Annotated in this window: 18 protein-coding genes; 13 read left to right on the top strand and 5 right to left on the bottom strand. The window is 65.1% G+C overall.

Annotated elements, in window-relative coordinates:
- Nucleotides 1-11: 11 nt before the first annotated feature.
- The 5 genes from ACUXVA_RS05010 to ACUXVA_RS05030 are packed head-to-tail and all read right to left on the bottom strand — an operon-like array spanning nt 12 to nt 4,430.
- Nucleotides 12-596: a flavin reductase family protein gene (locus ACUXVA_RS05010; protein WP_265081261.1), complete on the bottom strand. Its 585-nt coding sequence runs from the start codon at nt 594-596 to the stop codon at nt 12-14.
- Nucleotides 597-603: 7 nt separating this feature from the next.
- Nucleotides 604-1,446 carry an ATP-binding cassette domain-containing protein gene (locus ACUXVA_RS05015; RefSeq protein WP_265081260.1) on the bottom strand — a complete coding sequence of 281 codons (843 nt, stop codon included), beginning with the start codon at nt 1,444-1,446 and terminating at the stop codon, nt 604-606.
- 36 nt (nt 1,447-1,482) lie between these two features.
- Entirely contained in the window at nt 1,483-2,289 is an 807-nt protein-coding gene (gene ssuC / locus ACUXVA_RS05020; protein WP_445491109.1) for an aliphatic sulfonate ABC transporter permease SsuC, read from the bottom strand.
- Complete coding sequence (gene ssuD / locus ACUXVA_RS05025; RefSeq protein ID WP_445491111.1) at nt 2,286-3,455, bottom strand: FMNH2-dependent alkanesulfonate monooxygenase; 1,170 nt, start codon at nt 3,453-3,455, stop codon at nt 2,286-2,288. Before ssuD ends, ssuC begins: the two co-directional genes overlap by 4 nt.
- Before the next feature lie 27 nt (nt 3,456-3,482).
- Nucleotides 3,483-4,430: a sulfonate ABC transporter substrate-binding protein gene (locus ACUXVA_RS05030; protein ID WP_265081258.1), complete on the bottom strand. Its 948-nt coding sequence runs from the start codon at nt 4,428-4,430 to the stop codon at nt 3,483-3,485.
- A 515-nt stretch (nt 4,431-4,945) separates the two neighbouring features.
- On the opposite strand from ACUXVA_RS05030, the gene ACUXVA_RS05035 reads away from it, so the two are divergent.
- The 13 genes from ACUXVA_RS05035 to ACUXVA_RS05095 all read left to right on the top strand — a co-directional run bounded on the left by ACUXVA_RS05035 (nt 4,946) and on the right by ACUXVA_RS05095 (nt 15,575).
- A complete protein-coding gene (locus ACUXVA_RS05035; protein ID WP_445491114.1) occupies nt 4,946-6,784 on the top strand; it encodes a putative bifunctional diguanylate cyclase/phosphodiesterase in 1,839 nt (612 codons plus the stop codon).
- A 95-nt stretch (nt 6,785-6,879) separates the two neighbouring features.
- Nucleotides 6,880-7,284 carry a YccF domain-containing protein gene (locus tag ACUXVA_RS05040; RefSeq protein WP_265081257.1) on the top strand — a complete coding sequence of 135 codons (405 nt, stop codon included), beginning with the start codon at nt 6,880-6,882 and terminating at the stop codon, nt 7,282-7,284.
- Nucleotides 7,285-7,402: 118 nt separating this feature from the next.
- Nucleotides 7,403-8,116, top strand: coding sequence for a GntR family transcriptional regulator (locus ACUXVA_RS05045; RefSeq protein ID WP_265081256.1), 714 nt, complete (start codon nt 7,403-7,405; stop codon nt 8,114-8,116).
- Nucleotides 8,117-8,299: 183 nt separating this feature from the next.
- Entirely contained in the window at nt 8,300-8,809 is a 510-nt protein-coding gene (locus tag ACUXVA_RS05050; protein ID WP_265081255.1) for an ureidoglycolate lyase, read from the top strand.
- A gap of 11 nt (nt 8,810-8,820) precedes the next feature.
- Nucleotides 8,821-9,735, top strand: coding sequence for an allantoinase PuuE (locus ACUXVA_RS05055; RefSeq protein ID WP_265081254.1), 915 nt, complete (start codon nt 8,821-8,823; stop codon nt 9,733-9,735).
- 38 nt (nt 9,736-9,773) lie between these two features.
- Nucleotides 9,774-10,634, top strand: coding sequence for a substrate-binding periplasmic protein (locus tag ACUXVA_RS05060; RefSeq protein ID WP_265081253.1), 861 nt, complete (start codon nt 9,774-9,776; stop codon nt 10,632-10,634).
- 62 nt (nt 10,635-10,696) lie between these two features.
- A complete protein-coding gene (locus tag ACUXVA_RS05065) occupies nt 10,697-11,368 on the top strand; it encodes an amino acid ABC transporter permease (RefSeq protein ID WP_265081252.1) in 672 nt (223 codons plus the stop codon).
- A gap of 9 nt (nt 11,369-11,377) precedes the next feature.
- Nucleotides 11,378-12,049 (top strand): amino acid ABC transporter permease, encoded by a 672-nt coding sequence (locus ACUXVA_RS05070; RefSeq protein ID WP_265081251.1) that lies wholly within the window; start codon nt 11,378-11,380, stop codon nt 12,047-12,049.
- 2 nt (nt 12,050-12,051) lie between these two features.
- Complete coding sequence (locus ACUXVA_RS05075) at nt 12,052-13,029, top strand: NAD-dependent epimerase/dehydratase family protein (RefSeq protein ID WP_445491119.1); 978 nt, start codon at nt 12,052-12,054, stop codon at nt 13,027-13,029.
- Nucleotides 13,026-13,802 (top strand): SDR family NAD(P)-dependent oxidoreductase, encoded by a 777-nt coding sequence (locus ACUXVA_RS05080; RefSeq protein ID WP_265081249.1) that lies wholly within the window; start codon nt 13,026-13,028, stop codon nt 13,800-13,802. The genes ACUXVA_RS05075 and ACUXVA_RS05080 overlap by 4 nt, the downstream gene beginning before the upstream one ends.
- A 17-nt stretch (nt 13,803-13,819) precedes the next feature.
- Complete coding sequence (locus ACUXVA_RS05085) at nt 13,820-14,596, top strand: amino acid ABC transporter ATP-binding protein (RefSeq protein WP_413776426.1); 777 nt, start codon at nt 13,820-13,822, stop codon at nt 14,594-14,596.
- Nucleotides 14,597-14,766: 170 nt separating this feature from the next.
- Nucleotides 14,767-15,177: a hypothetical protein gene (locus tag ACUXVA_RS05090; RefSeq protein ID WP_265081248.1), complete on the top strand. Its 411-nt coding sequence runs from the start codon at nt 14,767-14,769 to the stop codon at nt 15,175-15,177.
- Nucleotides 15,178-15,218: 41 nt separating this feature from the next.
- Nucleotides 15,219-15,575, top strand: coding sequence for a c-type cytochrome (locus tag ACUXVA_RS05095; protein WP_265083507.1), 357 nt, complete (start codon nt 15,219-15,221; stop codon nt 15,573-15,575).
- Nucleotides 15,576-15,590 lie beyond the last annotated feature (15 nt).

Consider the following 15,590-nt stretch of genomic DNA (forward strand, 5'->3'; position numbering starts at 1 on the left):
TGACAGGACCATCAGATCTCCCGCAGCCCGCGCGAGTTGGGCAGACTGACCTGAGCCAGCCGCAGCGCGTCCTCGTTCTGGTCGACGGCCACATACTGGCCGTCCCAATAAGTCAGCGCCGAGGTCGGCACCGAGGTCAGCACGTCCCTGACGCGGCCGATGACAATGGCGTGGGAATGTCGCTCGATCACTTCCTCGACCTCGCAATCGATCGAGGCGAGGCCGCCGACCAGCAGCGGCACCCCGGTGGCGCGCGTCACCCATTGCGCGCCGTTGAAGCGGGCAGCGCCTTTCAGGCCGTCCTTGCCGGAAAAGCGTTCGGCAATGTCGAGCTGTTCCGCCGTGAGGATGTTGACGCCGAACGCGCCGTAGCGCTGCAGCAGCGGCCACGACGACGACTGCCGGTTGACGCTGACCATCAAGGTCGGCGGTTCCACCGACAGCGACGACACCGAGGTGACCGTCATACCGGAGATGTCGCTGCCGCGGCCCACGGTGATGACGCTGACGCCGCAGGCCAGCGCGCGCATGGCGCCACGGAATTCGCCGGAGGAAATATCGCGGCCGGTTTTGATGTTGCGCACGACGCAGTTCATGGTGTCCTCACAAATCCGTTGAATCGTCGCCCTTGAGAAGGTCGCGCAGGATGCCGCCTTCAAGGGCGGCGAGGTCAGCCGAGCCGCGCTGCCGTGGTCGCGGCACGTCGACATGGATATCATGAGCGATGCGACCGTCCTCGATCACGAGTACGCGGTCGGCCAGCGCCACGGCTTCCGAAACATCATGCGTGACGAGGATCGCCGTAAATGCCTGATCGTGCCAGACCCGGCCGAGCAGCCGCTGCATCGAGATCCGCGTCAGCGCGTCCAGCGCGCCGAGCGGCTCGTCGAAGGCCAGCACCTTGGGCTGGCTGACCAGCGCCCGCGCCAAGGCCACGCGCTGCTTCTGGCCGCCGGACAGCACCGCCGGCCACTGATCACGCTTGTCCGCAAGACCGACCTCACCGAGCGCGCGTTCGGCGCGCGCTTTCGCATCCGCCGAGGTGCGGTCGCGGCCAAGACCGACTTCCACATTGGACAGCACGCGGGCCCACGGCAGCAGCCGCGGCTCCTGGAACATGACGCGAATGTCTTCGGCGCGCGCCTCTTCGCCGAAGCTGATACTGCCGGCGCTGGGCTTGTCGAGTCCGGCGATCAATCGCAGCAGGGTGCTCTTGCCGCAGCCGCTGCGGCCGACAATGGCGACGAACTGTCCGGCGGGGATGTGCAGGTCGATGCCGCGCAGCACCTCGTTGTCGCCGAAGGATTTTCGCAGGCCGCGGATGGTCAGGCCGAGGCCACGCGACGGTGCCTGCGAGGCGCGGCGCGTGTCACGCGCCTGCCCGACATAATCCTGCGGGTCGGCCAATTCGGCGTCCACGGGAACAAAACGAAGGGGCTGCTGCATGTTCACTCTCAAGCTCTTGCTCACTGTGAGCCCTGCTCACTGTTTCTGGAACGCCGGATGCCAGGACAGCGTCAGCCGCTCCAGCAGGCGCGAGGCGCTGTCGGCGACCTTGCCGAGCAGGGCGTAGATCAGGATGCTCAGCACGACGACGTCGATCTGCATGAATTCGCGGGCCTGCATCGCCATGTAGCCGAGCCCCGACGACGCCGCGATGGTCTCCGCCACGATCAGAGTCAGCCACATGATGCCGAGCGCGAATCGCACGCCGACGAAGATCGACGGCAGCGCGCCGGGGAAGATCACCCGGCGGAACAGCTCGCCATTGCTCATGCCGTAGATGCGGCCCATCTCGATGAGCTGCGGGTCGACGGTGCGGATGCCGTGCAGCGTGTTGAGGTAGATCGGAAAGAACACGCCGAGCGCCACCAGGAACAGTTTTGCGGATTCGTCGATGCCGAACCACAGGATCACCAGCGGGATCAGCGCCAGATGCGGCACGTTGCGCACCATCTGCAGCGTCGTGTCGGTCAGCTTGCTGCTCAGCTGCGAGAGGCCGTTGGCGAGGCCGAAGGCAAAGCCGATGCTGCCGCCGATGAGGAAGCCGACACTGGCACGCCAGAACGACACCCAGATATTCTGCGCCAATTCGCCCGACAGCAGCAATTTCCAGCCGGCCAGCGCCACATCGCTCGGCGCCGGCATCACCCGCGCCGGCATGAAGCCGGTCACCGATGCCGGCTGCCAGACCAGAATGAGGGCCAGTGGCACGATCCACTGGGTTAGACCGTCGACCCGCGGCAGCCTGAACGCACGAACGCGGGGGAGAATTTCAACGATGCTCATGACTGCGAGACCTGCTTGACCAGCGGCTCGTGGCCGTTGGCAATGACTTCACCGATCTGGCTGCGCGAGCGCAGCTCCGTGACATTGTCGCTCTGCCGCAGCGACAGCAGCGGGAACACCAGCTCGGCGAAGCGGTAGGCCTCTTCGAGATGCGGATAGCCGGACATGATGAAGGTATCGACCCCGACGTCCTGATATTCCTTGATGCGCGCAGCCACCGTTTGCGGGTCGCCGACCAGTGCGGTGCCGGCACCGCCGCGCACCAGGCCGACGCCGGCCCACAGGTTGGGGCTGATCTCGAGCTTGTCGCGTCGCCCGCCATGTAGCTGCGCCATGCGTTGCTGGCCGACCGAATCCATGCGCGCAAAACTCTTCTGCGCGGCCGCCACCGTCTCGTCGGTCACGTACTGGATCAATTCTTCCGCCGCCTTCCAGGCGGCCTCGTTGGTCTCGCGCACAATCACATGCAGGCGGATGCCGAATGACAGCTTGCGTCCGCGCTTGTCGGCCACCGCCCTGACGCGCCGGATCTTGTCGGCGACATCCGCCGGCGGCTCGCCCCAGGTGAGATACTTGTCGACGGTGTCGACGGCGACGTCGATGCCCGCATCGGACGAGCCGCCGAAATACAGCGGCGGGCGCGGCGACTGTACGGGTGGGAACAGCAGGCGCCCGTCCTCGATGCTGATATGCTTGCCCTGCACGTTGACCGTCTTGCCCGCGAGCAGGTCGCTGTAGACGTTGAGGAACTCGCGCGTCACCGCATAGCGCTCGTCATGGGCGAGGAACACGCCGTCGCCCTTGTTCTCCACGGGATCGCCACCGGTGACGACGTTGATCAGCAGCCGCCCGTTGGTGACGCGATCGAGCGTCGCGGTCATGCGCGCCGCCACCGTCGGCGACTGCAGGCCGGGCCGGACCGCCACCAGATAGCGCAACCGCTCGGTCCACGGCGCCACCGCCGAAGCCACCACCCAGGAATCCTCGCAGGAGCGCCCGGTCGGCAGCAGCACGCCGTAATAGCCGAGCTGGTCGGCGGCCTGGGCGATCTGCCGGAGATAGTTGAAGTTGACTTCGCGGCCGCCGGTGGTTGTCGCGAGATAGCGGCCGTCGCCGTGGGTCGGCAGGAACCAGAGGACATTGGCGCTGGACGATGCGTTACTCATTGGAATGCCTTTTCAAGATTCGGATTGTCAGGTCTGCGTCGGCTTCCACACGGCGTCGCGCACGACGACCGGCTTCGGAATCAGGCCGAGCTTGAAGAACCGGTCGGCAACACCCTGCTGGGTGGCGACGATGTCGTCGGTCATCGGGCCGACCGCGAAAGACGAGCGCCTGGCGGCGATGGTCTGGATATCCAGCGGAATGCCGGTCACGGCGCTCAGCGATTTTGCCACGTCGTCACGATGGGCTTCCGCCCATTTCGCCGCCTGCGCCGTGACATCGACGATCTGCTGCAGCACCGCGCCATGGTTCTTCGCGAAATCGCGATTGGCGATGTAGAAGGAGTTGGTCTTGGTAATGTCGGAAGCGTTGACCAGGATGCGGCCGTTCTGCTTGGTCTCAGCGATGGCGAAATACGGATCCCAGATCGCCCAGGCATCGATGCTGCCGTTGGCAAAGGCCGGGCCGGCGTCGGGCGGCGTCAGATAGACTGGGGTGATGTCGGCATAGGTCAGGCCGGCTTTCTCGAGCGTCTGCACCACGATGTTGTGCGCGCTCGATCCCTTGGTGAAGCCGATCCGCTTGCCCTTGAGATCGGCAATGCTGCGGATGGCCGATTGCGCCGGCACCAGAATGCCCTGCCCGTTGGTGACCGGCTGGCCGGCGGCGTAGACGATGGCAGCGCCTGCGGACTGCGCGAACACCGGCGGCGAATCGCCGACCGCGCCGTAGTCGACGCTGCCGACGTTCATCGCTTCCAGCATCGGCGGCCCGGATGAGAACTCGACCCATTTGACGGCGACGCCCTGCGGGGCAAAATGCTGCTCCAGCACGGCGCGCTGCCGCGCGATCACCAGCACGCCGTTCTTCTGGTAGCCGATCCGGATCTCCTTCACGGTAACTTGCGCGCGTGCATCCGACCATGCGGCCACGGCGGCGGCGCCAAGCGACAGCTGCAGAAATTCTCGGCGCTTCATTCCATCGCTCCTGCCATGACGTCGCACAATTCCTCGACTGCGAAGATGATGGGAGCGGCCACAGGGAGTGTCGAGAGCTCTGAAAAAATAGCGATGCGCGCACTGCCGGCATGCCGATCGGCGCTGGGTTTGTTTCAGCGATGGGCGTTCAAGAGGCGCATTTTTCTCTGCGGCAATCCCGAGGGAACCATCGATTGCGACGCTCTCCGCGCCGGAGGCGCCGTATCGCATCGTCGCCGCGGCTCCGGGAACTTGCTCTCTGCCCGGCCAGGCATCGTGTCGGCCTGCCCAGATCACAATCGGGATTTCAAACCCGGAATACATCGCCCGGCAACAGCGGATGGCCCCGGGCATACGGCAGCGCCCCATCGAGGTCAGCTTTAGTCCGCCGTATTGACGATCTGTTAAGGACGATTGCCCGCATTTGCAGCAACCCGGTCTTGTATAGCTGGATACCGCAATTTCCGCGATCCGCTTAACCAAACCTACAACGGACTTTGCGAGGGTCCCTCCTTATGCAGGGGCGCGCAAATCATCATCGATCGGACCTCACTCTGGCAGGTGATCCGTTGAGCCGTGGCGACGCCGAATCGCTGACCGCGCTGGCGGGCGATGCGCAGGCGGCGCTGGCATTGCTGAGCGAAATCGTCAGGTTGATGCCTGCGTCGGTCACCGTTCAGGACGGCGACGGTCGTTTCCTGCTGGTCAATGACGCGGCAGCCGCCCAGTTCAACGCGCCTGCGGAAGAATTCAACGCGGACACCTCGCACAGCGATTTCCTGGCGCGGGCTCTCAACCACCGCCGCGACACCGCAGTCGACCTGCTGAACACCGGGCGCTCGGCCGTTTTCGAAGAGCGCGTCAGCGACGGCCAGAACAAGCGGGTGTTCCTCACCAGCCACCGCCCGGTGCAGGTCGGCGACCGGATGCTGCTGCTGTCCAGCGCCAGCGACGTCAGCCAGCAGAAGGCCGTCGAGGACGACCTGTTCCGCCGCGCCTATTTCGATAAACTGACCGGGCTGCCGTCGCGGCGGGTGATCGAGAATCGGGTCTGCGACATCATCGCCAGCAACGCCGCGCCGGAACGCTTCGCGCTGGCCTTTCTCGACATCGATCATTTCAAGCACATCAATGACTATTACGGCCACGCCATCGGCGATTCGCTGCTGGTCGAATTCTCCCGGCGGCTGTCCCTCGACCTGCGCGGCTCCGATATGCTGTCGCGGATATCCGGCGACGAATTCCTGCTGCTGCTGCATCCGATCCAGAGCGACGCGGAAGTGGCGGAGTATATCGACTTCGTCCTGACGCGCCTGCGCGCGCCGTTCTTCATCGACGGCTCGGAACTGTTCGCCTCCGCCTCGATCGGCGTCAGCCTGTATCCCGAGCATGGCCGCAGTTACGACGTTCTGAGCCAGAACGCCGATATCGCGATGTATCGCATCAAGAACGAGACCAAGGGCGCGGCGGCGTTCTTCGATACCGGCATGGAGCGCGAGGCGCTGGCGCGCATGGCGACCGAGCAGGCGCTGCGGCTGGCGATCCTCGACCGCCGGTTCTGCTGCGCATTTCAGCCCAAGGTCGACATCAGGACCCACGAGATCAAGGGCATCGAGGCGCTGGTGCGGCTGCGCGACGACAACGGCGTGATCCAGGCGCCGGGCAGCTTCATCAATCTCGCGGTGGAGCTCGGGCTGATCGACGAACTCACCCATCTCGTCCTCGCCGAAATCATGAAATCGATCGATCTGATCGATGAGACCTTCGGGGCCAGCGCCAGCATCAGCATCAATGTCGCGGCCAAGCAGGCCGGCAATCCGGAATTCATGACGGCGTTTGCGCGGGAGATCGAGGAGACCGGCTGTCCGCAACGCTTCATCGTCGAAGTGACCGAAGATGCCTTCGTCGCCAAGTCGCATTTCCAGGACGACATCCTGCCGCTGTTCCGCAAGCTTGGCATCGGCATCTCGATCGACGATTTCGGCATCGGCTACTCGTCGCTGTCGGCGCTGGCGGACATCACCGCCGACGAAATCAAGATCGACCGTTCGTTCATTACCGATATTCATAAGCGCCCGCGCAGCCAGGGCATCCTCAAGGCGATCGAGTCGCTCAGCGAGGCGCTCGGCATGACGGTGATCGCGGAGGGCGTCGAGACGTTCGAGGAACTTGCCTATCTGCAGGCCGCCACCAAGATCCGCTACGCGCAGGGCTATTACTTTTCCAAGCCGATCTTCCTCGACGAGATGAAGCCGCAGTCCCGCGCGGCCGGCGACACCCGCGGCGGGCCTGCCAGCCGCCCGGTCCCCGAGGCCCGCCCGGCCTATTCGCGTGCCGGCCGCCGCAGCTTCTGATCGCTCCGGTTGACGGTGTCGCAACGGTCCGGCCTCTGCTATGGAAGGCGAGCGCCAAACCCGGGCGCCCTGCTCCTGCGATCGAATGGAATGTCATGCCGCCGGTCTCGCTGTTTCTGAATATCCTCTGGATCCTGTTCGGCGGCCTGTGGATGGCTGCGGCCTGGATGATTGCGGCCATTGTCATGGCCATCACCATTGTCGGCCTGCCCTGGGCACGGGCGGCATTTAACATCGCCGCCTATACGCTGCTGCCGTTCGGCCAGCGCGCCGTGCGCCGCGACCTCGTCACCGGCCAGCGCGACATCGGCACCGGTCTGCTGGGCGTGATCGGCAACCTGATCTGGCTGGTCCTGGCCGGCTGGTGGCTGGCGATCGGACATCTGATCACGGCCGTCCTGCTCGCCGTCACCATCATCGGGATTCCCTTCGCCTGGGCCCATGTGAAGCTGGCGGGCATTGCGCTGTGGCCGATCGGCAAGGTCATCATTCCCGCCTGACGTCAACGCGCCGCCGATCGCTTTTGGGGTCCGCCGGCAGACCGATATTGCGGGAAAGCTCCGCGCGGTATAGTGGCATTGACTGACCTGATCGATCAGCACTCTTGAAGGGAGCAACGTGTCGGCAGCAAAGAAGGCTTCCTCACGCGGCAGCAAAGCGGCGCCTGAACCACGACCGCGCGCCGCCGGAAATATCACGGAGGCAACCTACAAGCAGCTGCAGGACCTCATCGAGACCCGTCAGCTGGTGCCTGGCGAGGTGATCGAGGAGCGACGGCTGGCGCTTCGCCTGAAGGTTTCGAGAACCCCGCTGCGGGCCGGCATCAGCAGGCTGCTGGGCGAGGGCAAGCTCGAGCAGCTGTCCAACGGATCTGTCGTCGTTCGCAACATCGGCATCACCGAGCTGCTCGAACTCATTCACCTGCGCATTGTGCTGGAGAGCGAGGCCGCGTCCATCGCCGCGACCCGCATCGCCCTCGACACCCTGCAGCCGCTCAAGGCGCGGCTCGAGCAGATCATGAGCACGGCCAAGATCACCAAGAGCATGCACTGGAACCTGGACGACGAAATCCACGACCTGATTGCCAGCAACTGCGGCAACCGATCGCTGGAGCGGCTGATCGGCGAGACACGCCTGAAGAGCCGGTTGTGCAATGTGGAGCGGCGGCCGGAGCGCCTGCTCCCGGCCTGCCGCGAACATCTGGCGATCGTCGACGCCATTATCCAGCGCGACGCGCAAGGCGCCCGACAGGCAATGGTCCAGCACCTCGTCAATGTGCGGCAGGGCATGCTGGAGACGTTCGGGATTTTCCTGCCCGCGGGCCACGCCTGACGGCGGGCGCGCTGCCCGGAAGCTCCGCACGTTGCCCGAAATACGACCGCCCGGCGTCCACTATTGACGCAGATCCGGCGCCGCCCACGCTTGACGAACCGCGCGCCGTGCGTTCAACTGGTATACCACTGGAATATTGCATCACGCGCGACCTCACGTTCACGCAAGCTGAAGCTGTTATTGATGATCACAACCGAAGCCGCATCCTACACGATCAAGCTCGAGCCACTGGCGCCGGAGACCTTTGCGGACTTCGGCGACGTGGCCGCCCGTCCAAGCGGTATGCGCCGCCGCTATCTGCCGACTGCGCGGGACAATGCCGTGGACGCCAAAACCCTTTCGCTGTGGATCAGCAGCGCGGCGACCGTCGCCAGCCTGCCGCTGCGGCTGGCGAAGCTGGAGCGCCATCCTTATTCGGCACAGACCTTCGTCCCGCTCGACGCCGGCAGCTATCTGGTGGTGGTGTGCGGCGCGCGGGCCGACGGACGGCCCGACCTCGACAGCCTCCGCGCTTTCGTCGCCGGCTCGCATCAGACCGTCACCTTCGCACGCAACGTCTGGCATCACCCGATGACGGTGCTCGACCGCCACATGGAATTCGCCGTCGCCATGGGCATGACGGGACGCGACGATGACGACGTGTTCTGCAGCCTTGATGTCGCTGTCGACGTCCTTGCGCCACCGGCATTGTGAGGGATCGGCGCATGGCATCGCCGGACGATCATCTGCAACGCGATTTCGTCGGCTACGGCCGGACCCCGCCGCATCCGCGCTGGCCGGGCGATGCGCGCGTCGCCCTGAACTTCTGCATCAACTATGAAGAGGGATCGGAAGCCTCGTTCGGCGACGGTGACGGCGCCAGCGAAGCCGCGTTGACCGAGGGCGGCGCCGGCGGCTTCGACGGACGCGACCTCGCCGCCGAATCCATGTTCGAATACGGCAGTCGCGTCGGCTTCTGGCGGGTGCTGCGCCTGCTCTCCGAGCGCGGGATGACCGCGACGGTGATGGGATGCGCGCTGGCATTGGAGCGCAACGACGAGGCCGCCGCCGCTATTCGCGCCCACGGCTACGACGTCTGCGCCCATGGCTGGCGCTGGGAACGGCACCAGAATCTCAGCGAGGCCGACGAGCGCGAACGTATCGCCAGGACCGTCACAAGCCTTCAGCGCACCACCGGCGCCGCCCCGCTCGGCTGGTATTGTCGCTACGGCGCCGGAATCAATACCCGCCGGCTGATCGTCGAGCACGGCGGCTTTCTGTACGACTCGGACGCCTACAACGACGAACTGCCGTACTGGACCAGGGTGCTCGGCAAGCCGCATCTGGTGGTGCCCTACGGTCTCGCCAACAACGACGCCAAATTCATGCGCGGCGCCATGACCACCGGCAGCGACTTCTTCGACTATCTGCGTGACGCCTTCGACATGCTGTACGCCGAGGGCGCGACCGCGCCGAAGATGATGTCGGTGGGCCTGCATCTCCGGATCATCGGCCATCCCGGCCGCGCCGCCGGATTGCAGCGCTTCCTCGATTACGTGCAGAAGCACCAGCAGGTCTGGATCTGCCGCCGCGGCGATATCGCACGGCACTGGCACGCCACCCATCCACCGACTCCATGATCCCTCCCCACCCATCCCTGCATCGAAGGAGCCCTCGCATGAAGATCAGCATCCGGCACGCCGCACTGGCGCTGCTGTTCTCCACCAGCCTGCCCGGCGCCGCGCTGGCGCAGGAAGCCGACCACCCCTCCGACAAGCCGATGGTGGTGGCGTCGGATTTCGGCGTGGCGCCATGGATGGTGCGCGGCGCCAACGGACCGGAGGGCTTCGGCGTCGATCTGGTCAACGAGATCGGCAAGGACCTCGGCCGTCCCAGGGTCGAGATCGTCGACATCAACTTTTCCGGCCTGTTCGCGGCACTGTTTGCCAAGCGCGCCGAATTCCTCGTCAATCCGCTGAACCTGACTGCCGAACGCTCCGAGCGCATGCTCTACACCGAGCCGCTGTTCTCCACCGGCAACGGCTTCCTGATCCGCGCCGCCGACGAGATGAAGGGATTTGACGACCTCAAGGGCAAGTCGGTTGCGGTCAACAAGGGCACCATTTCCGATACCTGGGCGACGGCAAACGCCGAGAAGTACGGCTTCGAGGTGCAACGCTATGACAGCTTCCCGGATTCGGTGCAGGCGCTGCTGACCCGGCGCGCCTTCGCGTCGCTCAACGAAATCCCCACCACCGTGTTCGCCGCAAGCCAGAACAAGGCCGTCAAGGTCGGCTTCAAGGACTTCAACGGCCGCAACTTCGCCTATGCCTTCCGCCCGGAGGATACCGAATACCGCAACAAGGTCGAAGCGGTGATCGAGTGCATGAAGATGGACGGCCGGCTGCGCAAGCTGCACGAGAAATGGTATGGCGCGGCGCCGGATGCCGGCTCGGCCATCGAAACCGTGTATTTCGGCTTCGGGCCTCCCGGCTTCAAGGGTTTCGAGCCGAGCGCCCACGCGATGAAGTGCAAGTAACCTGAGCCACGCCTGACACCGGACCGGCCCAGCCGGCCCGGTGTCCCGGCAACGGAGCGCCGATGGACCGGATTGCCGAGTATTACTTCAACGCCAAGGTTCTCGCGATCGCCTGGCCGGATGTGCTGGCGGGATTCCGCGTGACCGTGATGGTATCGCTGCTGGTGATCGTCGTGGGCGTGGCGCTCGGCCTGCTGCTGGCGCTAGTGAAATGCGCCAACCTGCGCGCGGTCAACCTGCTCATCACCGCCTATGTCGACGTGTTCCGGACGTTGCCGCAGCTGGTCGTCATCATTTTCATCTATTTCGGCCTGCCCTATCTCGGCGTGACCATGTCGCCGTTCGTCACCACCGTGCTGGCGCTCGGCCTCGTGCTGTCGGCTTTTGCGACCGAGATCTTCTGGTCGGCCATCATGGCGCTGCCGCGCGGCCAGTGGGACGCCGCCAGCGCGCTCGGCTTCAGCCGAACTCGCACCCTGCTGTCGATCATCCTGCCGCAGGCGATCCGGCTGGCCGTGCCGCTGCTGACCAACCGGGCCATCTCCATCAGCAAGGGCACCGCGCTGGGCACCGCCGTCTCGCTGCCGGAAACCCTCGGACAGGCGCAGAGCGTGATGGCGCTGGTGGCCAATCCCTCGCCGCTGACGCTGGCCGCGGCATTCTACCTGTTGTTCTTCCTGCCGCTGGTGATCGCCAGCCGGTTCATCGAATACCGTTACAGCCACGGTCATTGAGCGCACGCCATGGAGCCGTTTCTCGAAAACTTCGCCAATCTCGAGTCGCTGCTGCGGATCTATCCGCTGCTGCTGCAGGGGCTGGTCTATACGCTGTGGCTCTCGGCAGTGGCGTTGCCGCTGGGCATGCTGCTCGGGCTGGCGATCGCCGTGGTCTACAGCTTCCGGTACCGCTGGCTGAATATCGCGCTGCTGATCTACATCGACCTGTTCAGGTCGTTCCCGGTGGTGGTCCTGCTGATCCTGATGTTCTACGGCCTGCCCTTCGTCGGCCTGCAGCTGGGTGGATTCACCGCAGCGGTGCTGGCCATCGCGCTGAACAATTCCGGCTATTACGGCGAGATCTTTCGCGCCGGCATCCTGTCGGTGCCGCCGGGCCAGAGCGACGCGGCGCGCGCGCTCGGGTTCAAGCCGTTGCACGTCGCCGTCTACATCATCCTGCCCCAGGCCATTCGCAATGTGCTGGCGCCGCTGGCCAGCAACTCGCTGGAGCTGGTCAAGACCACGTCCATCGCGGCGCTGGTATCGCTGCCGGAACTGCTGCGCTCGGCCCGGGTAGCACAGGAACAGACCTACAATCCCACTCCGCTGATGGCGGCGGCGGTGATTTTCTTCGTCCTGCTGTATCCGTTCGCGCGCTGGGTCGCGCGGCTGGAGCGCCAGGCCCTCAAGGTCCGCTGACAATGGCAACCCTGATCACCGGAGGCTGCGGCTTCATTGGCCTGGCGATCGCCGAGCGGCTGATTGCCGACGGCGAGATTGTCGTGCTGTTCGACCTCGCCGCGCCCGCCGGCGACGTCCTGTCGCGGCCGGAACTGGCCGGCGCCGAGTTCATCACCGGAGATATCCGGAGCATCGCGGATATCGACCGCGCCTTGGCCGCAGACGGCATCGATCGCGTGATCCATACGGCGGCCATGACTCCCAATGCAGCACGCGAGCGCGACGATCCCCGGGGGATCATCGAGGTCAACACGCTTGGCACCGTCAGCCTGCTCGACCGCGCCGCATCGATGCCCGCCATCCGGCGCGTCACCGTGCTCAGTTCGGTCGCGGTTTACGGTTTCCCGCCGCCGGCGCTGTCCGGATATCTGGAAGAAGACCTGTCGCCCCCCGCGCCCGCGGCGCTCTATGGCATATCCAAGCTGGCCGCCGAACAGGCGGCGCTGCGCATCGCGCAGTTGCGCGGCACCGATGTCCGCGTGGTCCGGCTCGGGCCGGTGTTCGGACCCTGGGAGTTGCCGAGCCGGGTCCGCGACGCCCTCAGCCCGCACCACCAGATCATCAAAATGGCGCGCGACGGTGTCGAAGTCGTCCTGCCGCGCATCATGGCCGGAGACTGGATCTATTCGCGCGACGCTGCCGACGGCATTGCACGTGTCAGCCGGAGCGCCGGTTTGCGCCACGAGCTCTACAATCTCGGCGGCGGCGTCATGACCGATCTGCCGCAATGGTGCGCCATCGTCGCAGGTTGCTTCGAGGGGTTCCGCTGGAGGATGGCCGATGAGGACGTCGGCAACATCGTCTACGGCCTGCCGAAAGACCGCGCCGCACTGAGCATCGCCCGCCTGCAACAGGACACCGGCTTCGCTCCGTCGCGCGATCTCGCCGCTGCCGCGCGCGACTATCTCGACTGGATCGCGGCAGGAGACGCCCAATGAGCCAGCGCCTCGCCCGCAAGTCCGTTCTCATCACCGGGGCTTCGTCCGGCATCGGCCGGGCGATCGCCCGTCGCTTCGCTGCCGAGGGCGCGCGGCTGGTCCTGGCCGATGTCACCGAAGACGTCCGCGAGGGCGGCGAACCCACCGCCGCGCTGCTGCGTGCCGCCGGGCATGAAGTGGCGTTCGTCGAGACCGATGTGTCGCAGGAACGCGATGCCGCTCGCGCGGTGGACCTGGCCATCAGCCGTTTCGGCCGCCTCGACGTGCTGGTCAATGACGCCGCCATCGGCGTCGGCAAGCGGCTGACCGACGTCAGCCTCGACGAGTGGAACAGAACACTGGCGGTGAACCTGACCGGCGTGTTCCTGATGGCCCGCGCGGCCGTGCGCCAGATGCTGACTCAGGACATTCGCAACGAGGCGCGCGGGCGCATCGTCAACATCTCGTCGCAGCACGGCATGATCGCCTGCCCGGAAGACATCGCCTACGGCACTTCGAAATCCGGCGTGGTCTACATGACCCGGCAGATCGCCGCCGATTATGCGGCCGACCACATCATCTGCAACGCGGTGGCGCCCGGCAAGATCGTGACCGGGAAGCCGGGACGCGCGACGGAGCCGCGGTGGATGAACTATTCGACCAGCCGCACGCCGATGCCGCGGCTGGGCCGGCCGGAGGACGTCGCCAATGCCGTGCTGTTCCTGGCCTCCGATGAAGCAACTTTTATCACCGGCGAGAACCTTCTCGTCGACGGCGGCTGGATGGCCGCATGACCTGGCAGGAGAGCGCCATGCCCGACAATACTGCGCGCGATGCAACGCTGGATGCGACGTCGCCCATCATCGAGATGACCGGCGTCAGCAAATGGTATGGCGCCGTCGAGGTGCTCAAGGGCATTGATTTTCGCGTCGCGCGTGGCGAACGGGTGGTGATCTGCGGTCCCTCGGGCTCCGGTAAATCCACATTGATCCGCTGCATCAACCGGCTTGAGGAACATCGCGACGGCCGGATTATCGTCAACGGCGTCGAACTGGATCACTCCACCAGGAATGTCGATGCCGTCCGGCGCGACGTCGGCATGGTCTTCCAGCAGTTCAACCTGTTCCCGCATCTCACTGTGCTGCAGAACCTGACCATCGCGCCGATGAAGATTCGCGGCACCTCAAAGTCCGCAGCCGAGGAACTGGCGCGTTATTTCCTGTCGCGTGTGCGGATTGCCGAACAGGCCGACAAATATCCCAGCCAGCTCTCCGGCGGACAGCAGCAGCGCGTGGCGATCGCGCGGGCTCTGTGCATGACGCCGAAGGTCATGCTGTTCGACGAACCGACCTCGGCGCTGGATCCGGAAATGATCCAGGAGGTGCTCGATGTCATGGTCGGCCTCGCGCGCGAGGGCATGACCATGGTCTGCGTGACCCATGAAATGGGCTTTGCCCGAACGGTCGCCGACCGTGTGGTATTCATGGATGCCGGCCGCATCATCGAGGAGGGCGAGCCGGAGCAATTCTTCGCCAATCCCGGCCATGACCGTACCCGGGCCTTTCTCAAGCAGATCATGCACCGGTAACCTGTGCCCGGACACATTGACCGGACACATTGAATCGACTCGTCGTCACGGCCACCTGGTCGACGACAGGCCCCAGCATCCGCGGTCGCGCCGCTTGATCTAGCGCAATGCCATGCCCCTCATTGCGGCAGATGCTTCACAGCATATTCCGAGAGCAGTGGGAGGGCGACATGACCCCCGAAACCAAACCATACCCCGTGGTCGATATGTTGATCGACATGTTCGGCAACTGGCTGCGCGCGCGACGCGACGTCAACGAACTACGCGAACTCGACAGCGGGGAGTTCGCCCGCGTCGCCCAGGAACTCGGCCTCTCGCCGGATAACCTCGATGCCTTCGTGCGTCAGGGCCCGCACGCCGCCGATGAACTTCCGCATCTGCTCACGGCGCTCGGCATCGACCGGGAAGCGATTGCCCGGACCCAGCCGATGATCTTGCGCGATATGGAACGGGTCTGCGCCATGTGTAAGCACAAGCGCGAGTGCGACGGCGATCTCCTCGCCGGGACGTCGCGGCAGCACTACGAAGAATATTGCTGCAATGCCCAGACCATCGATGGCTTGGCCGCAAGGCCGCACTGAACGACCGATTGCGCTATCGCACCGGCAATGAGGCAGCCGACATGTCGCGGACCATATGGATACGCGTCACTGCAACGGTGCTCATCATCGCTGCTGTGCTGTTCCTGATCCGCTTGCACAATGCGGCAGGCGAGGTCTCGTCGCTCGGCAGCGAGCCGACGGCCGGGCGTCGTCTGGCCCAGGCCATGTGCAGCGAATGCCACACGGTCGAGCCCAATGCCCGGCGCGCCGGTCGGACGGCGCCGGATTTCGTGGCGGTCGCCAACCTGCCCTCGACCACAACCCTGGCCCTGAACGTATTCCTGCGGTCGAGCCACCGGAACATGCCCAACTTCATTCTCGCGCCGGACGATGCCGACCGCATCGTCGCCTACATCATGAGCCTCAAGCGCAACTGATCGAACGGCGATACC

The sequence above is a fragment of the Rhodopseudomonas sp. RCAM05734 genome (genome assembly GCF_052658035.1).

Bases quoted from the DNA above. Each gene is read 5' to 3' on its own strand.
- ACUXVA_RS05090 (WP_265081248.1), top strand. From the start codon at position 14,767: ATGACCCCCGAAACCAAACCATACCCCGTGGTCGATATGTTGATCGAC.
- ssuC (WP_445491109.1), bottom strand. From the start codon at position 2,289: ATGAGCATCGTTGAAATTCTCCCCCGCGTTCGTGCGTTCAGGCTGCCG.
- ACUXVA_RS05060 (WP_265081253.1), top strand. From the start codon at position 9,774: ATGAAGATCAGCATCCGGCACGCCGCACTGGCGCTGCTGTTCTCCACC.
- ACUXVA_RS05015 (WP_265081260.1), bottom strand. From the start codon at position 1,446: ATGCAGCAGCCCCTTCGTTTTGTTCCCGTGGACGCCGAATTGGCCGAC.
- ACUXVA_RS05055 (WP_265081254.1), top strand. From the start codon at position 8,821: ATGGCATCGCCGGACGATCATCTGCAACGCGATTTCGTCGGCTACGGC.
- ACUXVA_RS05040 (WP_265081257.1), top strand. From the start codon at position 6,880: ATGCCGCCGGTCTCGCTGTTTCTGAATATCCTCTGGATCCTGTTCGGC.
- ACUXVA_RS05065 (WP_265081252.1), top strand. From the start codon at position 10,697: ATGGACCGGATTGCCGAGTATTACTTCAACGCCAAGGTTCTCGCGATC.
- ACUXVA_RS05010 (WP_265081261.1), bottom strand. From the start codon at position 596: ATGAACTGCGTCGTGCGCAACATCAAAACCGGCCGCGATATTTCCTCC.
- ACUXVA_RS05075 (WP_445491119.1), top strand. From the start codon at position 12,052: ATGGCAACCCTGATCACCGGAGGCTGCGGCTTCATTGGCCTGGCGATC.
- ACUXVA_RS05035 (WP_445491114.1), top strand. From the start codon at position 4,946: ATGCAGGGGCGCGCAAATCATCATCGATCGGACCTCACTCTGGCAGGT.
- ACUXVA_RS05030 (WP_265081258.1), bottom strand. From the start codon at position 4,430: ATGAAGCGCCGAGAATTTCTGCAGCTGTCGCTTGGCGCCGCCGCCGTG.
- ACUXVA_RS05095 (WP_265083507.1), top strand. From the start codon at position 15,219: ATGTCGCGGACCATATGGATACGCGTCACTGCAACGGTGCTCATCATC.
- ACUXVA_RS05085 (WP_413776426.1), top strand. From the start codon at position 13,820: ATGCCCGACAATACTGCGCGCGATGCAACGCTGGATGCGACGTCGCCC.
- ACUXVA_RS05050 (WP_265081255.1), top strand. From the start codon at position 8,300: ATGATCACAACCGAAGCCGCATCCTACACGATCAAGCTCGAGCCACTG.
- ssuD (WP_445491111.1), bottom strand. From the start codon at position 3,455: ATGAGTAACGCATCGTCCAGCGCCAATGTCCTCTGGTTCCTGCCGACC.
- ACUXVA_RS05080 (WP_265081249.1), top strand. From the start codon at position 13,026: ATGAGCCAGCGCCTCGCCCGCAAGTCCGTTCTCATCACCGGGGCTTCG.
- ACUXVA_RS05070 (WP_265081251.1), top strand. From the start codon at position 11,378: ATGGAGCCGTTTCTCGAAAACTTCGCCAATCTCGAGTCGCTGCTGCGG.